Annotated in this window: 19 protein-coding genes; 8 read left to right on the forward strand and 11 right to left on the reverse strand. The window is 71.6% G+C overall.

The features are described 5' to 3' along the window. The first annotated feature begins 16 nt into the window (after window positions 1–16). Complete coding sequence (locus tag OG439_RS49695) at window positions 17–679, forward strand: hypothetical protein (protein WP_326947249.1); 663 nt, start codon at window positions 17–19, stop codon at window positions 677–679. On the opposite strand, the gene OG439_RS49700 is transcribed toward OG439_RS49695, so the two are convergent. Next, entirely contained in the window at window positions 657–2,783 is a 2,127-nt protein-coding gene (locus OG439_RS49700; protein ID WP_326947250.1) for a bifunctional lysylphosphatidylglycerol flippase/synthetase MprF, read from the reverse strand. The genes OG439_RS49695 and OG439_RS49700 overlap by 23 nt on opposite strands. 123 nt (window positions 2,784–2,906) lie before the next feature. Further along, a complete protein-coding gene (locus OG439_RS49705) occupies window positions 2,907–3,602 on the reverse strand; it encodes an HAD family hydrolase (protein ID WP_326947251.1) in 696 nt (231 codons plus the stop codon). Between the two features lie 104 nt (window positions 3,603–3,706). On the opposite strand from OG439_RS49705, the gene OG439_RS49710 reads away from it, so the two are divergent. Next, complete coding sequence (locus tag OG439_RS49710) at window positions 3,707–4,711, forward strand: ABC transporter permease (RefSeq protein WP_326947252.1); 1,005 nt, start codon at window positions 3,707–3,709, stop codon at window positions 4,709–4,711. Here the strand turns inward: OG439_RS49710 and OG439_RS49715 are convergent. From OG439_RS49715 to OG439_RS49725, 3 genes are read right to left on the reverse strand one after another with little or no spacing between them, the layout of a single operon-like run. Then, entirely contained in the window at window positions 4,649–5,059 is a 411-nt protein-coding gene (locus OG439_RS49715) for a secondary thiamine-phosphate synthase enzyme YjbQ (RefSeq protein ID WP_326947253.1), read from the reverse strand. The genes OG439_RS49710 and OG439_RS49715 overlap by 63 nt on opposite strands. A gap of 10 nt (window positions 5,060–5,069) precedes the next feature. After that, window positions 5,070–6,290: an MFS transporter gene (locus OG439_RS49720; protein ID WP_326947254.1), complete on the reverse strand. Its 1,221-nt coding sequence runs from the start codon at window positions 6,288–6,290 to the stop codon at window positions 5,070–5,072. After that, window positions 6,287–6,679: a cupin domain-containing protein gene (locus OG439_RS49725; RefSeq protein ID WP_326947255.1), complete on the reverse strand. Its 393-nt coding sequence runs from the start codon at window positions 6,677–6,679 to the stop codon at window positions 6,287–6,289. Before OG439_RS49725 ends, OG439_RS49720 begins: the two co-directional genes overlap by 4 nt. A gap of 53 nt (window positions 6,680–6,732) precedes the next feature. Between OG439_RS49725 and OG439_RS49730 the strand changes: the two genes are divergently transcribed. Then, a complete protein-coding gene (locus OG439_RS49730; RefSeq protein ID WP_247062524.1) occupies window positions 6,733–7,383 on the forward strand; it encodes a TetR/AcrR family transcriptional regulator in 651 nt (216 codons plus the stop codon). Here the strand turns inward: OG439_RS49730 and OG439_RS49735 are convergent. From OG439_RS49735 to OG439_RS49755, 5 genes are all read right to left on the reverse strand, one after another. Next, complete coding sequence (locus tag OG439_RS49735; protein WP_326947256.1) at window positions 7,368–8,012, reverse strand: response regulator transcription factor; 645 nt, start codon at window positions 8,010–8,012, stop codon at window positions 7,368–7,370. The two genes, OG439_RS49730 and OG439_RS49735, sit on opposite strands and share 16 nt — an antisense overlap. Window positions 8,013–8,022: 10 nt before the next feature. Beyond that, window positions 8,023–9,333: a sensor histidine kinase gene (locus tag OG439_RS49740; RefSeq protein WP_326947257.1), complete on the reverse strand. Its 1,311-nt coding sequence runs from the start codon at window positions 9,331–9,333 to the stop codon at window positions 8,023–8,025. Window positions 9,334–9,532: 199 nt separating this feature from the next. Continuing rightward, the gene (locus OG439_RS49745) at window positions 9,533–9,742 is read right to left on the reverse strand and encodes a hypothetical protein (RefSeq protein ID WP_247062530.1); all 210 of its coding nucleotides are present in this window, start codon (window positions 9,740–9,742) and stop codon (window positions 9,533–9,535) included. Between the two features lie 13 nt (window positions 9,743–9,755). Next, window positions 9,756–10,871 carry a fatty acid desaturase family protein gene (locus tag OG439_RS49750; protein ID WP_326947258.1) on the reverse strand — a complete coding sequence of 372 codons (1,116 nt, stop codon included), beginning with the start codon at window positions 10,869–10,871 and terminating at the stop codon, window positions 9,756–9,758. 11 nt (window positions 10,872–10,882) lie between these two features. Further along, window positions 10,883–11,953, reverse strand: a complete 1,071-nt coding sequence (locus OG439_RS49755) for a ferredoxin reductase (protein WP_326947259.1) — start codon at window positions 11,951–11,953, stop codon at window positions 10,883–10,885. Between the two features lie 91 nt (window positions 11,954–12,044). On the opposite strand from OG439_RS49755, the gene OG439_RS49760 reads away from it, so the two are divergent. The 5 genes from OG439_RS49760 (at window position 12,045) to OG439_RS49780 (ending at window position 16,416) form a co-directional block, all read left to right on the forward strand. Further along, a complete protein-coding gene (locus OG439_RS49760; RefSeq protein ID WP_326947260.1) occupies window positions 12,045–12,698 on the forward strand; it encodes a TetR family transcriptional regulator in 654 nt (217 codons plus the stop codon). A gap of 121 nt (window positions 12,699–12,819) precedes the next feature. Further along, a complete protein-coding gene (locus OG439_RS49765) occupies window positions 12,820–13,932 on the forward strand; it encodes a Re/Si-specific NAD(P)(+) transhydrogenase subunit alpha (protein WP_326947261.1) in 1,113 nt (370 codons plus the stop codon). Next, a complete protein-coding gene (locus OG439_RS49770) occupies window positions 13,929–14,243 on the forward strand; it encodes an NAD(P) transhydrogenase subunit alpha (RefSeq protein ID WP_247062553.1) in 315 nt (104 codons plus the stop codon). Before OG439_RS49765 ends, OG439_RS49770 begins: the two co-directional genes overlap by 4 nt. Continuing rightward, window positions 14,240–15,628, forward strand: coding sequence for an NAD(P)(+) transhydrogenase (Re/Si-specific) subunit beta (locus tag OG439_RS49775; protein WP_326947262.1), 1,389 nt, complete (start codon window positions 14,240–14,242; stop codon window positions 15,626–15,628). Before OG439_RS49770 ends, OG439_RS49775 begins: the two co-directional genes overlap by 4 nt. After that, window positions 15,625–16,416, forward strand: coding sequence for a lipoate--protein ligase family protein (locus tag OG439_RS49780; RefSeq protein WP_326947263.1), 792 nt, complete (start codon window positions 15,625–15,627; stop codon window positions 16,414–16,416). Before OG439_RS49775 ends, OG439_RS49780 begins: the two co-directional genes overlap by 4 nt. 74 nt (window positions 16,417–16,490) lie before the next feature. On the opposite strand, the gene OG439_RS49785 is transcribed toward OG439_RS49780, so the two are convergent. Further along, window positions 16,491–17,003, reverse strand: coding sequence for an Lsr2 dimerization domain-containing protein (locus OG439_RS49785; RefSeq protein ID WP_326947264.1), 513 nt, complete (start codon window positions 17,001–17,003; stop codon window positions 16,491–16,493). Window positions 17,004–17,045: the final 42 nt, after the last annotated feature.

Below are 17,045 nucleotides of genomic sequence, written 5' to 3' on the forward strand. Positions count from 1 at the left end.
CCGGCAGGCTGGGCCCATGGACAAGCGGCTCGCACGGCTTCGCGCGGGTGCGTTCGGCGTCCTGGGCGTCGCCGGGTTCCTGCTCCTCTTCGGACCGCTGCTGGCCAAGGCCTGGGGCTGGACGACGCGCAGCCGCAGCCCTGAGTGGTGGGGTGCGGCCGGGCAGTGGGCGGGGGCCGTCGGCACCGTCGCGGCCGTGGCCGTCGCGCTGTGGATCGCCATCCGGGACGGGCGGGTGGCCCGGAAGGACCGGCGGCAGCGGGACGCGCGCGAGCGGCAGGAACAGGCCGCGAAGGTCACCGCGTGGATCGAACGGGTCGAGCACCGGACCTGCATGGTCGTGGCCAACGCCAATGCCGAGGCGATCAACCACGTCGTCGTGTCGTTCGACCTCGTGCGGAGCCTGCCGATGACCGGCTCCACCCTGCACCGCGGGCCGGAGATCGAAGACGACGAATACCTCTACGCCGTGCTGCCACCGGGGAAGTGGCGCATGGCGGTCCCCGAAGCGCGGCTCGGCACGGAACTGACGCCCGGGGTGATGGTCGCGTTCAGCGACTCGCACAACGGGCACTGGCTCCGGCTGACCGACGGCGCCCTGATCGAGAAGGACCAGAACGTCGTCAGCCGCCGGAGGATCCTTTTCCCGCAACGGATCAGCGTCCCCGAGAGCTACTGACCAGCTTCGCCAGTTCGCGCAGCCGGACGTCCGGCAGGTACGCGCGGCTCAGCGCCAGGCCGATGCGCGGCAGGTCGGCTTCGTCGCGGAACGCCAGGTACAGCGGGACGTGCCGCGGCTGGAACTTCGCCTTGAACGCGTGCAGCGAACGGAACCCGTAGTACGGCTCCATCACGCGGCCCAGCGACTCCAGCGTCCGGTCGATCGTGCGCGTGGGCGCCCCGTCGGCGCTGCGGGCCAGCGGAGCACCCGACAGCGAGACGAACCGGGCACCTTCGGAGCGGAAGGCCACGCAGGCCGACGCGATGAGGAACTCCATCACCGGGCGAAAGCCGTGGGCGCTGCGGCGCATGACGTCCAGCGTCCAGCCGCCGACCTTGCCCGCACCCGTGTAGACCGGGAGCCAGGACGTCACGCCGTGGACGACGCCCTCGGCGTCCACGGCGAGGCCGACGCGGGTCGCAGGGTCCATCGCCTCGTCGAGGCCGCCGAGGGTGAAACCCATCTCCGGCATGGCCTTGTCCGACATCCACTCCTCCGACAACGCCCGGACCTGGGCGAGGATGGGTTCCGGCTGGTCGGCCAAGCGGACCAGCCGGAAGTCGATGTGCTGCTTGGCGGCCTTGTTCAGCGCGGACCGGACGTCCTGCCACGCCTTGCCGCGGAACTCGAGGCCGTCGAGGTCGAGCACGTTGTCCTCGGCCACTTGGACGTGCTGCCAGCCCAGTTCGCCGGTCGCCGCGACGGTGGCCTCGGTCGCCGAGAACACGCACGGCACCAGGCCGGAGTTCTCGCACATGGCGGCGAACTCGGTGACCGTCGCGGCCGCGGTGCCGTCCGGCGCGATCGGGTCGCCGAGCGCGACGGCGACGCCCGCGTGCTTGCGGTAGGCGAGGTAGGAGCGGCCGTCCTCGCGGACGAAGTACGTGTTGCGCGGCCACGTCGTCATCCACGACAGCGTGCTGCCACCGTGCCGCCCGAGCAGCGTGCGGGCCAGCGCGACCCCCGGGCCCTGGGCGTGGCGCCGCAGCCTGCGTCGCGAAGGCACGCGGAAAGCGTGACGTCCGGCGATCAGGACGATCAGCTCGACCGTCCACAAGAGATTGTCCACGAAGAACAGCGGCAGCCCGGCGGTGTCGTAGTCGCCGCCGAAGACGTCGGCCAGGCCGATCAGGGTGGCGGTCGCGAGCCCTTGCAGCGTCACGAACACCGAGAGCGCGACGGCCCAGCGCCACGCGACCCGGCCGCCCTTGCGCAGGCCGTTGAGCATCGGCACCACCAGCAGGACGAGGATCGCCAGCTCCGGCGCCGTCAGCGAAACGCCTTCCGCGGAACCGAAGGGGCCGTCGCCGGGCACCAGGAACATCACGACTTCGGCGACGGTGAGCAGCAGCAGGCCGGCGACGGTCAGCAGCCGCCACTCCCGCACGTTCGGCCCCGCGGTGTCGGTCGTGCCGCGCGGGCCGACGAGCCGCTTCCCGAGCGGGATGGCCAGCGCCAGCGCGAAGAAGTGGACGAGGTCGGCGAGCGTGCCGACGTAGATGATCGCGACGCCGGCGTACACGCAGAGCCCGGCCCGCAGCCGCAGGCGCCACGGGGGCCGCAGCGTCGCGCTGGCGACCGCGACGGCGGCGAGCGCGCCGCCGGAGAACCCGACGTCGAGACTGCCCGCCATCCGCTCGGCCCACAGCCAGCCGGAGTTGCGGCTCAGCGCGAGGAACTGGGTGGCGACGAGCACCGAGACGAACTGGCCGCCGATCGTCACGGCCATCGCGCGCCGCGTCCCCAGCTGCCACTCGGCGAAGCCCGCGAAGAGCGCGAAGCTGCCGACCATCGGGAGGTAGTACCAGGGGATGACGGCGAAGAAGGGCCCGGTGAGCATCGTCCACCAGCGGCCCACCTCCAGCGACGGCAGCCCGTAGGCGACGAACGGGTAGGCCGCGCGGTCCTCGGCGGCGCTCCAGAGCGCCCCGGTCGCGACGGCCAGCAAGAGCATGGCGAGGACGACGCTGCTGGTGAACGGCAGTCGTCGCCTCAGTACCGCGACCGTGCCGCGGATGCGTCCCCCTCCGGCGGGCAGGCCCACCGACGCTGTTTCAGTCATGCTCGGAAGTCTGGCGAGCGCGGCCGCTCCGGACATCCGACGCCAGAGCGAGATTTCCCTTAGGGGAGTCCTCCTCCGGAGTGAGGGTCATCCCGGTCCCGAGGACGATGACCTTCGGGGTCGTCAGCCGAGGACGGCACTCCGCACGGCGTCGATGTCGGCCAGATCCGGCAGCACGGTGTGCGCGCCGGCCGCCCGCAGCGCGTCCGCGGGGTAGTGCCCGGTCGCGACGGCGACCGCGATCGCGCCGTGGGCCAGCGCGGCTTCGACGTCGCTCGGGGTGTCGCCGATGACGACCACGGCGTCGGCGGCGAACGGCGCGCCGTGCTTGGCCACCGCCTGCGCGACGGCGTGCGGGACCAGGTCCGGGCGGTGCGCCGAGAGCGTGCCGTAGCCGCCGATCTCCAGGTCGAGGTGCTCGTCCAGGCCGAACGCGGCGAGCTTGTGCCGCGAGATCTCCGGCAGGTTGCCGGTGACCAGGGACTGGACGACTTCGTCGTGCCCGGCGAACGCGGTCAGCGCCGCCGCGGCGCCCGGCAGGGCCCGGCCGCTGGTCGGGAGGTGGACGACGGCACGTTCGGATTCCGCGATCAGCGCCTTCCAGAGCGCCTGGAGCAGCTCTTCGGTCGGCTCGATGCCGTGCGCGGTGAGCAGGTCGCTGCTGATCGCCCGCTCGGTGCGGCCCCCGAAGTCGGGGTAGGTCTTCAGCTCGGCGCCGGTCGTCGCGGCCAGGGCCGCGGTGTACCAAGCGGCGCCGAGGCCGGTGTAGTCCACCAGCGTGTGGTCGATGTCCCAGAGCACCAGCCGCGTCTTCGTCACGGGTCCGAGGTTACCGGCGTCACTATTCAACACGTGTTGACTTCTTCGGCGACGGCTCTTACCGTGAGATTAATTCAACGCCTGAAGAATAAGTGGAGGTTGTCATGACCAGTCCTGTCCGGCGCCCCGCCGGGGCTCTCGCCCTGGTCGCCGCCGTGGCCGGCGCGCTGGTGGCGGTGGTGCTCGGGTTCCTCACCTTCGGCGCGCAGGCCACCGTCGCGCCGGACGGCGTCCCGGTCGCGGTCGCCGCCCCGCCGGAGGTCGCGCAACGCATCGCCGCGCACGGCGGCGGCCAGCTCGAGTGGACCGTCGCGACCCCGGCCGACGCGCGGAAGCTGTTGGAGGACAAGCAGGTCTACGGCGTGCTCGAACTCGGGCCCGGGCCGTCCGCGACGGTCGTCACCTCGGGCGCGGTCAACCCGGCGGGCACGCAGGTCGCGCAGCAGGCGCTGACCGGCGCCGCGAGCGCGCTGGCCGGAGCGCCGAAGCAGGAGGTGCTGCACCCGGTGAGCCTCGCCGGGCGGACCGCGCCGCTGGCCGCGAGCGCCCTCGCCTGGATCGGCGCGCTCGTCGCCGGGCTCGCGGTGACGCAGCTGGCGAAGCACACCGGACGCACTCTCGGCGCGGGCGCCCGCCTGCTGCAGATCACCGGGGCCGGCGTGCTGATCGCGGCCGTGGTGGCCGGGTTCTTCGCGCTGTGGGACGCCACGCTGCCGCTGACCGCCGGCGTCCTCGGCTTCGTGTTCCTCGCCGCGACGGCGTTCGCGGCCGTGCAAGCCGGCCTGCTGCGCCTGCTCGGCCTGCGCGCGATGGCCGTGCTCGGCCCGCTCTACCTGGTCGCGCCCGCGGTCGCCGGGCAGGTGCCGGAGCTGCTGAACCCGGCCTATCGCACGCTGCTCTGGTCGTGGACGCCGTTCCGCTTCTCGGCCGAAGGCCTGCGCAGCCTGCTGCAGGGCGTGCCGGACGCGCCCGACGTCACCACCGGCGTCTGGGTGCTCGGCGCCCTGCTGGCCGCCGGGCTCGCGGTTGCCCTCTGGCCCGGCCGGTCAGCCCGCGAGGAAGCTGAACCGCACGCGGCGGACCGGGTTGTCGAGGTTGGTGTCCACTAGGCAGATCGACTGCCAGGTGCCCAGCGCGAGCACGCCGCCGAGCACCGGGACCGTCGCGTAGGGCGGCACCAGAGCGGGAAGCACGTGGTCACGGCCGTGACCCGGGCTCCCGTGCCGGTGCCGCCAGCGGCCGTCACGGGGGAGGATCCCGTCGAGCGCGGTCAGCAGGTCTTCGTCGCTGCCCGCGCCCGTCTCGAGGATCGCCAGGCCCGCGGTGGCGTGCGGGACCCAGACGTGCAGCAGCCCGTCGTGCGCGTCCGCGTCGCGCAGGAACGACTCGGCCTCGTGCGTGAGGTCGTGGACGACGGCCTCGGCGCCGGTGCGGACCTCGATCTCGGTGGAGTACATGGACTCCAGCCTAAGGAGCGGCCACCAGTTCCGCGGGTTGCCGGGTCAAGGTGCCGAGGCGGGTGAAGGCGAAGACGGCCAGCCCCGCCAGCAGCACCGCGCCGGCGGCGTACGGGACCGTCGGCGAGATCTCGTACAGCCCGGTGCCCAGCAACGGCCCGCCCATGAACGCCAGCGCGCTGGCGGACCCGACCAGCCCGGCGACGGCGCCCTGCTCCTCGCGCGTCGCGAGCAGCGTCGGTGCGGACATGAACCCCGGGGTGGCGAACCCCATCCCCGCCCCGAGCACGGCGACGCCCGCGCCGAGCAGGAGCCCGCCGGAAGCGACGGTCACCAGCAGCATCCCGCCGGTCATGACGACCGCGCCCACCCGGATGAGCCGCACCGGTGTCCACTTCAGCCGCGGCACGGCCAGCACCTGGACGAGGATGATCAGCCCGGCGCCGGCCAGCATGACCAGGCTGGTCACCCGGCTCGTGTCCTGCGCGGCCAGGCCCAGCCGGTCCTGCACCAGGAAGCCGACGGTCATGAGCACGATCGCGAGCGCGAGGTACAGGCCGAACCCGATGAGCAGGAACGGCCACATCCGCCGGTCGGCCGGGCTGACCTTCACCTGGGGCGCCCGCACTTCCCGCGCCGGCGGCTTCGGCAGGCCGATCGCGACCAGCACGGCGATCACGGCCAGGATGACCGGCGCGACGTAGATCGGCACGGTCAGCCCGGCGAGGCTCAGCACGCCGCCGAGCGCCGGCCCGACCGCGAGCGCGAGCCCTTGCGCGGCACCGAACATCGACATCCCCCGCACCCGCTCGGCGGGACCCGACGTCAGGTCGGCGATGTAGGACTGCGCTGTCACCGGTGTCGCGGCCCACGCGAGCCCGAACACGACCCCGCGGGTGAGCAGCACCAGCGTGAACAGCACCGGCACCGCCAGGGTGCCGCCGAGCCCGAGCCGGGCGACGAGCGCGAACGCCAGGAGCGCGATCATCGCGCCGGCCAGGGAGATCAGCAGCACCGGCCGGTGGCCCCACGACGCGCCGCGGCGCCCCCAGAACGGGCTCGCCAGCACGACGCCCGCCCCGCCGACGGCCCACACGGCGCCCAGTGCCAGCTCGCTGAACCCGAACTCGCGGGCCAGCGGCGGCAGGATCGGGTTCAGCATCTGCTGCCCCGCCATCAGCCCGAACACGGCCAGGCACACCACCAGGATGCCTCGCCGGTTCGCGCTCACGCCGCGGCCCGTTCGTGCTCGGTGCCCGACCGCGGCGTGATGGACAGCAGGTCGGCGGGCTCTTCGACGGCCAGCCGGTGCCACCGGCCGGGCGGGACGATGAACGACTGCCCGGCCCTCAGCGTGGTCACGGGCTCGGGCCCCTCGTCTCGCAGGTAGACGCGCAGCGCGCCGGCGAAGACGAAGAGCACTTCGTGCCCGTTCGGGTGCCGCTCCCAGAAGTCGGCGTGCACGGCGGTGTCGCTCTCGGCGTGGAACGCGCCGAGGCTCCACAGGCTCGCCGCGTCACCCGCCAGTGCCTCGCGGCGGTCGCCCGGGCCGGACGCCTCGACGACGCCGCCGGGTCGTAGGTGGATCATGGTCTTGAACAGGTCGTAGTTTTCGAACATGTTCCGAAAGTAGCACGCGCGCCGGACGGGTGTCGACCGGCATGATGGACGGCATGCCACGACCCATCGGCCGCCCGCCGACGACCTCGCGCTCGCAGATCCTCGAAGCGGCGCGGGTGATCCTCGACGGCGAGGGCTGGCACAAGCTGACGGTCCGGCGGCTGGCCACCGAGCTGGGCGTCGGCACGACGACGCTCTACCACCACGTCCGCGACAAGGACGACCTGCTGATCCAGCTGCTCGACTACTACGCCTCCCGGCTGAAGCGACCCGAGATGCCGGCGGACCCGCGCGAGCGGATCGTCGTCGCGGCGACCGTGATGCACACCGCGCTGGCCGCCTGGCCGGAGGCGGTGGAGGTCCTGACGGCCGACGACCTGCTCGGCGAGTCGGCCCTGTGGATGGTCGACGCCATCGTCGGCGGGGCGATCGGCTGCGGCCGGACCCCGGAGGAGGCCGTGGAGCTGTACCGGAACATCTGGTACTACACGGCGGGGGAGATCCTGGTCCGCGTGCGCGCCGCGCGCCGCGCCGCGGCGGGCCGGCCGCGTTACCGCGACACGGTTTTCGAGAAGCTGGACGCGACCCGGTTCCCCAGCCTCTCGGCGATCGGGGAGCGCTGGCCGGAGCTGGCCGAACGCGACACCTTCGCGCGCGGTCTACGCGCGTTCGTCGACGGGATGCTCGCTCAGGAGTCCAAGTAGCGCAACACGGCCAGTACCCGGCGATTGTCCCCTTCGGACGGTGACAGCCCCAGCTTGCCGAAGATCGACGTCACGTACTTCTCCACCGAACCGGCCGAGAGGAACAGCTCCGCCGCGATCGCGGAGTTCGACCGGCCCTCGGCCATCAGGCCCAGCACCTCGCGTTCGCGTGGGGTGAGCCCGCTCAGCGCGTCCGTCTGGCGCGTTGCCGCGAACAGCTGGCGGACGACTTCGGGGTCGAGGACCGTTTCGCCGTCCGCGACCCGGCGCAGCGCGTCCAGGAAGTCCGACACCTCGGCGACGCGGTCCTTCAGCAGGTAGCCGACGCCGCCCGCGCGGTCGGCCAGCAGCTGCGACGCGTACTTCGTCTCGACGTACTGGGAGAACAGCAGGATCGCGCAGCCGGGCAGCTCGCCGCGCAACGCGATCGCCGCCCGCAGGCCCTCGTCGGTGTGCGACGGCGGCATCCGGATGTCCACAATGGACACGTCGGGCGCGTGCTCGGTCACCGCCGCGCGCAGGGTCTCGGCGTCCTTGACCGCGGCGACGACCTCGTGGCCGCGGAAGGTCAGCAGCTCCACGAGGCCCTGACGCAGGATGGTGGAGTCCTCCGCGATGACGATCCGCATGCCGCCGACCCTAGCGGGGCAGCGGGACCCGCGCGGTCACTTCGGTCGGACCGCCCGGCGGGCTGGTCACGGCCAGCTCGCCGTCGACCGTCCGCAGCCGCTCGGCGACCCCGGCCAGGCCGCCGCCGGGCACGACCCGGGCCCCGCCCGCGCCGGCGTCGCGCACGAGCAGCCACAGCACGTCCCGGTCCTCGCGGATCTCGACCAGCGTCGCGCCGCCGTGCTTCGCCGCGTTCGTCAGCAGCTCGGCGGCGCTGAAGTAGACGATCGTCTCCAGCGACGGCGGTGGCCGCCGGGGCAGCGTGACGGTGACCCGCGCGTCCATCCCGGACGTCGCGACGAGCGTCGCCAGCGCCACGTCGAGGCCCGCGTCCAAAGCGGCCGGGTGGATGCCGCGGGCGAGGTCCCGCAGCTCGGTGAGGGCCTGCTTCGCGTTGGCGTGCGCCGCGGTGACCAGCTGCCGGACCTGGGCGACGTCGAGGTCGTCGGCCTTCAGCTCGTCCTTGGCCAGCCCCAGTTTCATCGCCAGCGCCACCAGCTGGGCCTGGGCGCCGTCGTGCAGGTCGCGCTCGATCCGCCGCAGCCGCAACGCCGAGTCCTCGACCGCCGTCGCCCGGCTCGCCTCCAGGTCGCGGACGCGTTCGGACAGCACGCGCTCACCGAGCAGCCCGACCACGAGCAGCCGGTCGAGCGCGACGAAGGCGTGCACCACCCACGGCAGTGCCACCAGCACCAAGAGCCCGGACGCCGACCAGGCGAGCGCGCCGGCCCAGCCCTCGGCGCGGATGCCGAAGGCCGGCAGGTCCCGCTCGCCGAGCGGGAACCAGAGGAAGGCGTAGCTGGTCGCGGTCAGGCCGAAGAGCGTCGCGGAGAACACCGTGAGCAGCCCGGCGAAGCTCAGCGGGAGCCGCAGCAGCAGGTAACCGGCCGTCCGCCAGCCCGCCGGGTCGCCGACGCGCGCCTTCACCCAGCTCCACAGGCCGGGTTTCAGCTCGGGACGGCGCGGGGCGGGCACGCTCACACCGAGCAGCACCCGCGCCAGCCCGCGGTGGGCGGCGCCGAGGCCGCGGGCGTAGAGCAGGGCGCCGGCGAGCACGAGGAACCCGATGAGCACGGGCGTCAGCCACAGGCCGAGCACGAGCACGACGAGCACGCTGACCAGGGAGAACAGCGTCAGCGGACCGGAGAGCCACAGCCACGCGTACTCGGCCCAGAAGTCCCGCGCGGCCAGCGGCCCGAACACCCGCCGCAGCAGGTGGGGACGAGGCAGATCAAGGCTGGTCACGGCTCCAGTCTCACCGGTCCGCACCGCGCTGCCCATCCGGATTTCCCCCATGCCCGGCGGGGGCGCCCCCGAATTCCACGCTACCCGGCGGCACCGACGGTTCCGGTTGCCGGAAAGCCGTGAGGGGCACCTTCAGGGACCTAGCGTCCCTGAAGGTGCCCCTCACGGCTTTGGTGAAGCGCGCGAAACCGCTTCGAGGACCCTGCAGCCCTCAAAGCGGCTTTCGCGGAAACTCTTAGACGTCGAGTTCCGGCTCTTCGCGGTCTTCGCGTGCCTTCTGCGCCGCTTCGCGCATCTCGATGACGTCGGTGAGCCAGTCACCGGTTTCGCGGGCGATGTCGCGCACCGCGCCGGTGATGATGGTCGCGATGTTGCCGATGTGGGTCGCGGCCGACTCGGTGATCACCTGGACCGTGTCCTTGCCGCTCTCGAACTGCCCGACCATGAGCATCGTCCTTCTATGCCGCGCGGAGTTCCTGGTCGCGCTCTACCGTAGCGCGTGCGCGCGGGGCGCCGTTCCACGGCAACGCGAGCTTCGTGAGCTTCTTCGCCACCGACCAGAGCTGCTTGTGCAGCGGGCCCGTGTGGTACGGCAGGCCGTACTTCTCGCAGAGCGCGCGCACCTCGCCGGCGATCTCCGGGTACCGGCGGGCCGGGATGTCCGGGAACAGGTGGTGCTCGATCTGGTGCGACAGGTTCCCGCTCATGATGTGGAACAGCGGGCCGCCGGTGATGTTGGCCGAGCCGAGGATCTGGCGCAGGTACCACTGCCCGCGCGACTCGTTCTCGGTCTCCTCCTCGGTGAAGCTCTCGACGTCGGCGGGGAAGTGCCCGCAGAAGATGATCGAGAACGACCAGAGGTTGCGGACCAGGTTCGCGGTCGCGTTGCCGGCGAAGGTCAGCGGCGCGAGCGGGCCGGTCAGCAGCGGGAACAGCACATAGTCCTTGCCGACCTGCCGGGACGCCTTCTTGACCATCTTCCGGACGACCCCGGTGGTGTCCGACCACGTGCGCTCGCCCTTGACGATCCGGTCGAACTCCAGGTCGTGCAGCATCACGCCCCACTGGAAGAACACCGCCAGCGCCACCGCGTACACCGGGTTGCCCAGGTAGTACGGGTGCCACTTCTGGGCGGGGTCCATCCGCAGGACGCCGTAACCGATGTCGCGGTCCTTGTCGAGGATGTTCGTGTACGTGTGGTGGATGTAGTTGTGCGAGTGCCGCCAGTTCTCGGCGGGCGCCACGTTGTCCCACTCGAAGCGCTGCGAGCTCAGCGCCGGGTCGCGCGTCCAGTCGTACTGGCCGTGCATGACGTTGTGGCCGATCTCCATGTTGTCGAGGACCTTCGCCAGCGACAGCGCGCCGACACCGGCGAGCCACGCGGGCGGGAAGAACCCGGCGAACAGCAGCGCCCGGCCGGCGACCTCGAGGCCGCGCTGGGTCTTGATGACGTTGTGGATGTAGTCGACGTCCTCCTGGCCGAGGTCCTCGACGACCCGCTGGCGCAGCGCGTCGAGCTCGCGGCCGAACTCCTCGACCTGGGCCGGGGTGAGTCGGTCCTGCAGACCGGTCATGGCGGTACTCCTTAAGCGTCGATCTCGACGTCCCCGACGGGGACGGAGATGCAGAGCTGGATCTCTTCGTCTTCTTCGCCGGAAACCTCGCCCGTCTTGGCGTTGCGGACGCGGCCGGCGGTCTTGAGCTGGGTGCAGGAGAAGCAGATGCCCATCCGGCAGCCGTGCTCCGGCGAGAGCCCGGCTTCCTCGGCCTGCTCCAGCAACGGCTTCCCGGAGTTCGCGCACTCGCGGCCGCTGCGCTTGAAGCGCACCTGGCCCTCGGCGTTCCCCGTGTCGAAGGTCAACGCGGGCGGCGTGAACTCTTCGGTGTGCACGCGTTCACCGAGCTGCTCGCGGACGGCGTCCATGAGCGGCTTCGGGCCGCAGACGAACGTTTCCGCGTCGCGGTACCACGGCGCGGCCGCCTCGAGGTGCGCCGGCGAGAAGAACCCGCGCAGGTCGCCGCCGGTCTTCGCGTGGGTGTAGGCGTGCACGACCCGCAGCCCGGGGTGCCGGGCGGCGAGCTCGGCCAGCTCCGTGCGGTAGAGCACGTCGGACGGGCCGTTCGAGTAGAGCAGGAACACGATCTCGCCGGGGTGGCCCTCGTCGACGAGGGTGCGCGCCATGGCGAGCACCGGGGTGATCCCGCTGCCGCCGCCGATCAGCAGCACCCGCTCCGGCCGGGTGGCGGGCAGGGTGAACGTCCCGTCCGGTGTGGACAGTCCGACCACGGACCCGACGCCGATCTCGCGGTTCAGGTGCCCGGAGACCAGGCCCTGCTCCTTGACCGTGAACTCGAGTTCGCCGGTGTACTGCGACCCACAGGGCGAATAGCAGCGCGTCCGGCGGACGCCGTCGATCGCCACCTGCAGGCGGACGTACTGGCCGGCGGTGAAGCCGGGCCACGCGCGGCTCGGCTGCACGGTGAGGGTGACGCTGTCAGGTGTCTGCTTCCGCACGGCCGTGACCAGCCCGCGGACCTCGCGGCGGACCAGCATCGGGTCGACGAGCTCGAGATACCGGTCCATTCCGTGGGGCGTGAGCAGCGCCTCGGCGAGCGAGGCGAGCCGGCGGACCCGCTTGGGCAAGAGCGCCGTCATCGGACCTCCTCGATTACAGTGAACGACTGTACACTCAACAGTGCACGGCATGAGTGGACGACCTGTCAACGCGAGAGGCGGAGGATGTGACGTGAGCAACGCGGTGGACATCCGTACGCTGGACGACGTGCCAGAGGAGCCAGTAAGCCGTCAGGAGCGCAAGCAGCGCACGCGCCAGGCGTTGCTGGACGCGGCCCTCGAACTGCTCGCCGACCGCCCGTTCGCCAGCCTTTCGCTGCGCGAGGTCGCGAAAGGCGCGGGCCTGGTGCCGACGGCGTTCTACCGCCACTTCGCGTCGATGGAGGAACTCGGCGTCGCGCTCGTCGAAGAGGCCACCCGCACGCTGCGCGGCATGATCCGGTCCGCGCGCACCGACCCGGACACCTACCACGGGATGATCAGCGCCTCGGTCGCCACGTTGCACCAATTCGTGCGCGCGCACGAGGACCATTTCCGGTTCCTGACGCGCGAGCGGTACGGCGGCGGCCCGCTCGCCCGGGCCATCGGCGTCGAGCTGCGGATGTTCTCCGGCGACCTCGCGATCGACCTCGCCCGGTTCGCGACACTGCGGTCCTGGACGACCGACGACCTGCACATGCTGGCCGACTTGATCGTTTCCGTGATGCTGGCGACGATTGTCGAACTGCTGGAAGCACGGCCCGGTGAAGATCCGAAAATCACCGGAATGGCGGAAAAACGGCTGCGTTTGATCTTGCTGGGCGTTCCACACTGGAAGACTCGCTGAACATTTTCCGCACAACGCCCGGATTACCGGACAACTGCGAGACTTCCGACTCAGGTCAGTGGGGACTGTCGGTCCGGCGTGGTACAACCCACGGATCGTTCCTCGCCGATGAGGAGGTCGTGTGGCGGACAGCGAACAGCATCAGCAGCTCACCGTGGGTGTGGTCACCGAGTCACGCCCCGGGGAGCGCCGGGTGGCCATGGTGCCGAAACTCGTCGGGAGGCTCGCGCAACGCGGGCTGCGCGTCCTCGTCGAGCCGGGTGCCGGGGCCGGGGCGTACCTCAGCGACGACGCGTTCATCCAGGCCGGCGCCGAACTCGGCGACGCCTGGAGCGCACCCGTCGTCGTCAAGGTGAACCCACCCGCGCCGGGGGAGGTCGCGAAGCTGGGCCGGGGCACCGTGCTCATCGGCTTCCTCGACCCGCGCGGCAACCCGGAGGGGCTCGCGAAACTCGAGGAGGCCGGTCTCCGCGCGTTCGCGATGGAGGCGGTCCCGCGGATCTCCCGCGCCCAGGCGATGGACGCGCTGTCGTCCCAGGCCAGTATCGGCGGCTACCGCGCGGTGCTGCTCGCGGCCCGGAAACTCCCGCGGTTCTTCCCGATGCTCACCACCGCGGCCGGCACCGTGCCCCCGGCGAAGGTGCTGGTGCTCGGCGCCGGCGTCGCCGGGCTGCAGGCACTGGCCACGGCGAAGCGCCTCGGCGCGCAGACCACCGGTTACGACGTCCGGCCCGAGGTCGGCGAGCAGGTCAAGTCGCTCGGCGCGCAGTTCCTCGACCTCGGCATCGAAGCGGTCGGCGAAGGCGGCTACGCCCGCGAGCTGACGGCGGAGGAGCGCGAGGAGCAGCAACGCCGCCTCACCGAGGCGATCACCCGGTTCGACGTCGTGATCACCACGGCGCTGGTGCCCGGGCGCAAGGCGCCCACCCTGGTCACCGCGGACGCCGTCAAGGGCATGCCCGCCGGGTCTGTCGTGATCGACCTGGCCGGGGAGAGCGGCGGCAACTGCGAGCTGACCAAGCCAGGGGAGGACGTCGTGGAGCACGACGTCACCATTTCGTCCCCGCTGAACCTGCCCGCCGAAATGCCTTCGCACGCCAGCGAGCTCTACGCCCGCAACGTCACCGAGCTGCTGGAACTGCTCGTGACGAAGGAAGGCGAGCTGAAGCTGGACTTCGAGGACGAGATCGTCGCCGGTGCCTGCGTGGCCGGGCGCGAAGGGAGCGTCGCGTGAGCCCACTCGTGCAGAACCTGGCGGTGCTCGTGCTCGCCGGGTTCGTCGGCTTCGCCGTCATCTCGAAGGTGCCCAACACGCTGCACACGCCGCTGATGTCCGGCACCAACGCGATCCACGGGATCGTGCTGCTGGGCGGGCTGGTCGTGCTCGGCCTCGGCGTCGACGGCGTGTTCAACAAGATCCTGCTGGTGATCGCGATCGCCTTCGGCACGATCAACGTCGTCGGCGGCTTCCTGGTCACCGACCGGATGCTCTCGATGTTCAAGGCCAAGAAGCCCGCACCCGCAGACGAGGAGGACGAGAAGTGACCGACTTCGTCGCGATCCTCTACATCGTCGCGTTCGCCCTCTTCATCTACGGCCTGATGGGCCTCACCGGCCCGCGCACGGCGGTCCGCGGCAACTGGATCGCCGCGGTCGGCATGGGCGTCGCGGTGCTCGCCACCCTGCTCACCCCGGGCATGGGCAACTGGCTGCTGATCGTCCTCGGCGTCGCGATCGGCGCGCTGGTCGGCGTGCCGTCCGCGCGCAAGGTCAAGATGACCGCGATGCCGCAGATGGTGGCGCTGTTCAACGGCGTCGGCGGCGGCGCGGTCGCGCTCATCGCGTGGGTCGAGTTCAACTCCACGGACGGCTACGCGCACGAACCCAGGTACATCGCGATCGCGTCGCTGTTCGCCGCGATCATCGGGTCGATCTCCTTCTGGGGCTCGAACATCGCGTTCGGCAAGCTGCAGGAGCTGATCAGCGGCCGCCCGATCAGCATGGGCAAGCTGCAGCAGCCGATCAACGCGCTGCTCCTGCTGATCGCGCTGGGCTGCGCGGTGGTCATCGTCGCCGGCGGCGACTCCTGGCTGCTGATCGTCGGGCTGCTCGTCGCGGCGGGCATCCTCGGCCTCACCGTGGTGCTGCCGATCGGCGGTGCGGACATGCCGGTGGTGATCTCGCTGCTCAACGCGTTCACCGGGCTGTCGGCCGCGGCGATGGGCCTGGCGCTGGACAACACCGCGCTGATCGTGGCCGGGATGATCGTCGGCGCGTCCGGCTCGATCCTGACCAACCTGATGGCCAAGGCGATGAACCGGTCCATCCCGGCGATCATCGCGGGCGGCTTCGGCGGCGGCCCGGCAGTGGCGTCCGGCGGTGGCGCGAAGGAAGAGCGCCCGGTGCGCTCGACCAGCGCGGCCGACACGGCGATCCAGATGGCGTACGCCAGCAAGGTCGTCGTGGTGCCGGGCTACGGCATGGCCGTGGCGCAGGCGCAGCACACCGTCCGGGAGATGGCGAAGCTGCTGGAGAAGAAGGGCATCACGGTCGAGTACGCGATCCACCCGGTCGCCGGCCGGATGCCCGGGCACATGAACGTGCTGCTCGCCGAGGCCGACGTGCCGTACGAGCAGCTCAAGGAGATGGACGAGATCAACTCCGAGTTCGCCCAGACCGACGTCGCGCTGGTGATCGGCGCGAACGACGTCACCAACCCGGCCGCGCAGACCGACCCGACCTCGCCGATCTACGGGATGCCGATCCTCAAGGTCAACGAGAGCCGGTCCGTGATCGTGTTGAAACGCGGCATGAGCTCGGGCTTCGCCGGGATCGACAACGACCTGTTCTACGATCCGAAGACCAGCATGCTCTTCGGCGACGCCAAGACGTCGGTGGGCGAGATCGTGGAGGAACTCAAGGCGTTATGACGAGCGGGTCGGATGTGCGTGCGGCGTTCACCGACCCGGCCGAGAACCTCGCGTTCGACGAAGCGCTCCTCCGGGTCGCGCCGGAGTCACCGGTCGTGTGGCTCTGGCGCAACCCGGTGTGCGTCGTGGTCGGGCGCGGCCAGCGGATCGCGCGTGAAGTGCACGTCGAGGCGTGCGAACGTGACGGCGTCCCGGTGCTGCGGCGCGCGAGCGGCGGCGGCACCGTGTTCCACGACCCGGGCAACCTCAACGTCACGCTGGTGCTGCCGTTTTCGGGGGTCCGGGTGGCGGAGCCCCCGGCCGGGGCGGAGCCCCGAATGTCACTGCCCGGCCCGCCCGAGCGGCCCCTCGAAGCGCTCGGTCAGGTGATGAGCGCCGCCGTCGACCAGCTCGGGCTGGTGCCGCGGATCGGCGACCGCGGCCTGTTCGTCGAGGACGCGAAGCTGTGCGGCTTCGCCGTGTTCCGCACCAAAGGCGGGCTGCTGGCCCACTCGACGTTGCTGGTCGAGACGTCCGCCGCCCTCGTCGGCCGGTACCTGACGAGCGCGCCGCCGGACCCGCGTCCGCTCGACTCCCACCGCAGCCCGGTCGCGTCGCTGGCCGACCACGGCCTCCGGCCCGGCTTCCCGGCGGTCGAAGCCGCGGTGCGCGCGGCGGCGTCGCAGCTGCTCGGGACGTTCGTGCCGCGCCCGCCGTCCGCGGCCGAGCTGACCCGGCAGCGGGCGCTGCTGCACACCCGCTACCGCTACCCGTCCTGGCACGCGGACGGCGCCCAGCGCGCGGCCTGAAAGCCGTAAAGGCCTCCTTCCCGGCCTTAAGAGCCGGTAAGGAGGCCTTCACGGACCTTCCGTCTACTGTGGACTTACTTCTCGGCCGCCGAGAACGTCACGGTCGGCACCTTGCGGGCGGACGCGCGGGTCGTCTTCTTCGGCTCCGCCGCCTTCCGCGTGCGAGTGGTCTTCGCGGGCTCGGCGGCCGTGGTCTTCGCGCGGGTGGCCGCCTTCACCGGGGCGGCCTTAGGCGTCGCCTTGGTGGCGCGTGCCGGAGCGGCCTTCGTGACGACGGCGGTGCGACGTCCGGCGACCGGCTTCGCGGTCTTCGGGACGGCCTTGGCGCGCGGCTTCTTCGCGCCCGGCACGAGCCGCGGCCGGCGCTTGCGGCCGCCACTGCGGCGGCCGGCGTCGGCGTAACGCTGCAAGAGCACGCGCAATGCCTCGGCGTTGGCGAAGGAGAGGTCGATGTCGTAGTCGATGCCGTCCAGGGCGAACCCGACGGTCTCCCCAGCGGCCTCGCCGGTCAGGTCATCCAGCACCCGCACAGCCGTGTTCCTGGCCACGACAAACCTCCCGTTACTCGAACGTGTGATGCGCGGCACCCGGGATCCGGCGACACTCCGGGGCCGCCGACAGCTTGCGGC

This window comes from Amycolatopsis sp. NBC_01307, from assembly GCF_035975215.1.
In the GTDB taxonomy this organism is placed as follows: domain Bacteria; phylum Actinomycetota; class Actinomycetes; order Mycobacteriales; family Pseudonocardiaceae; genus Amycolatopsis.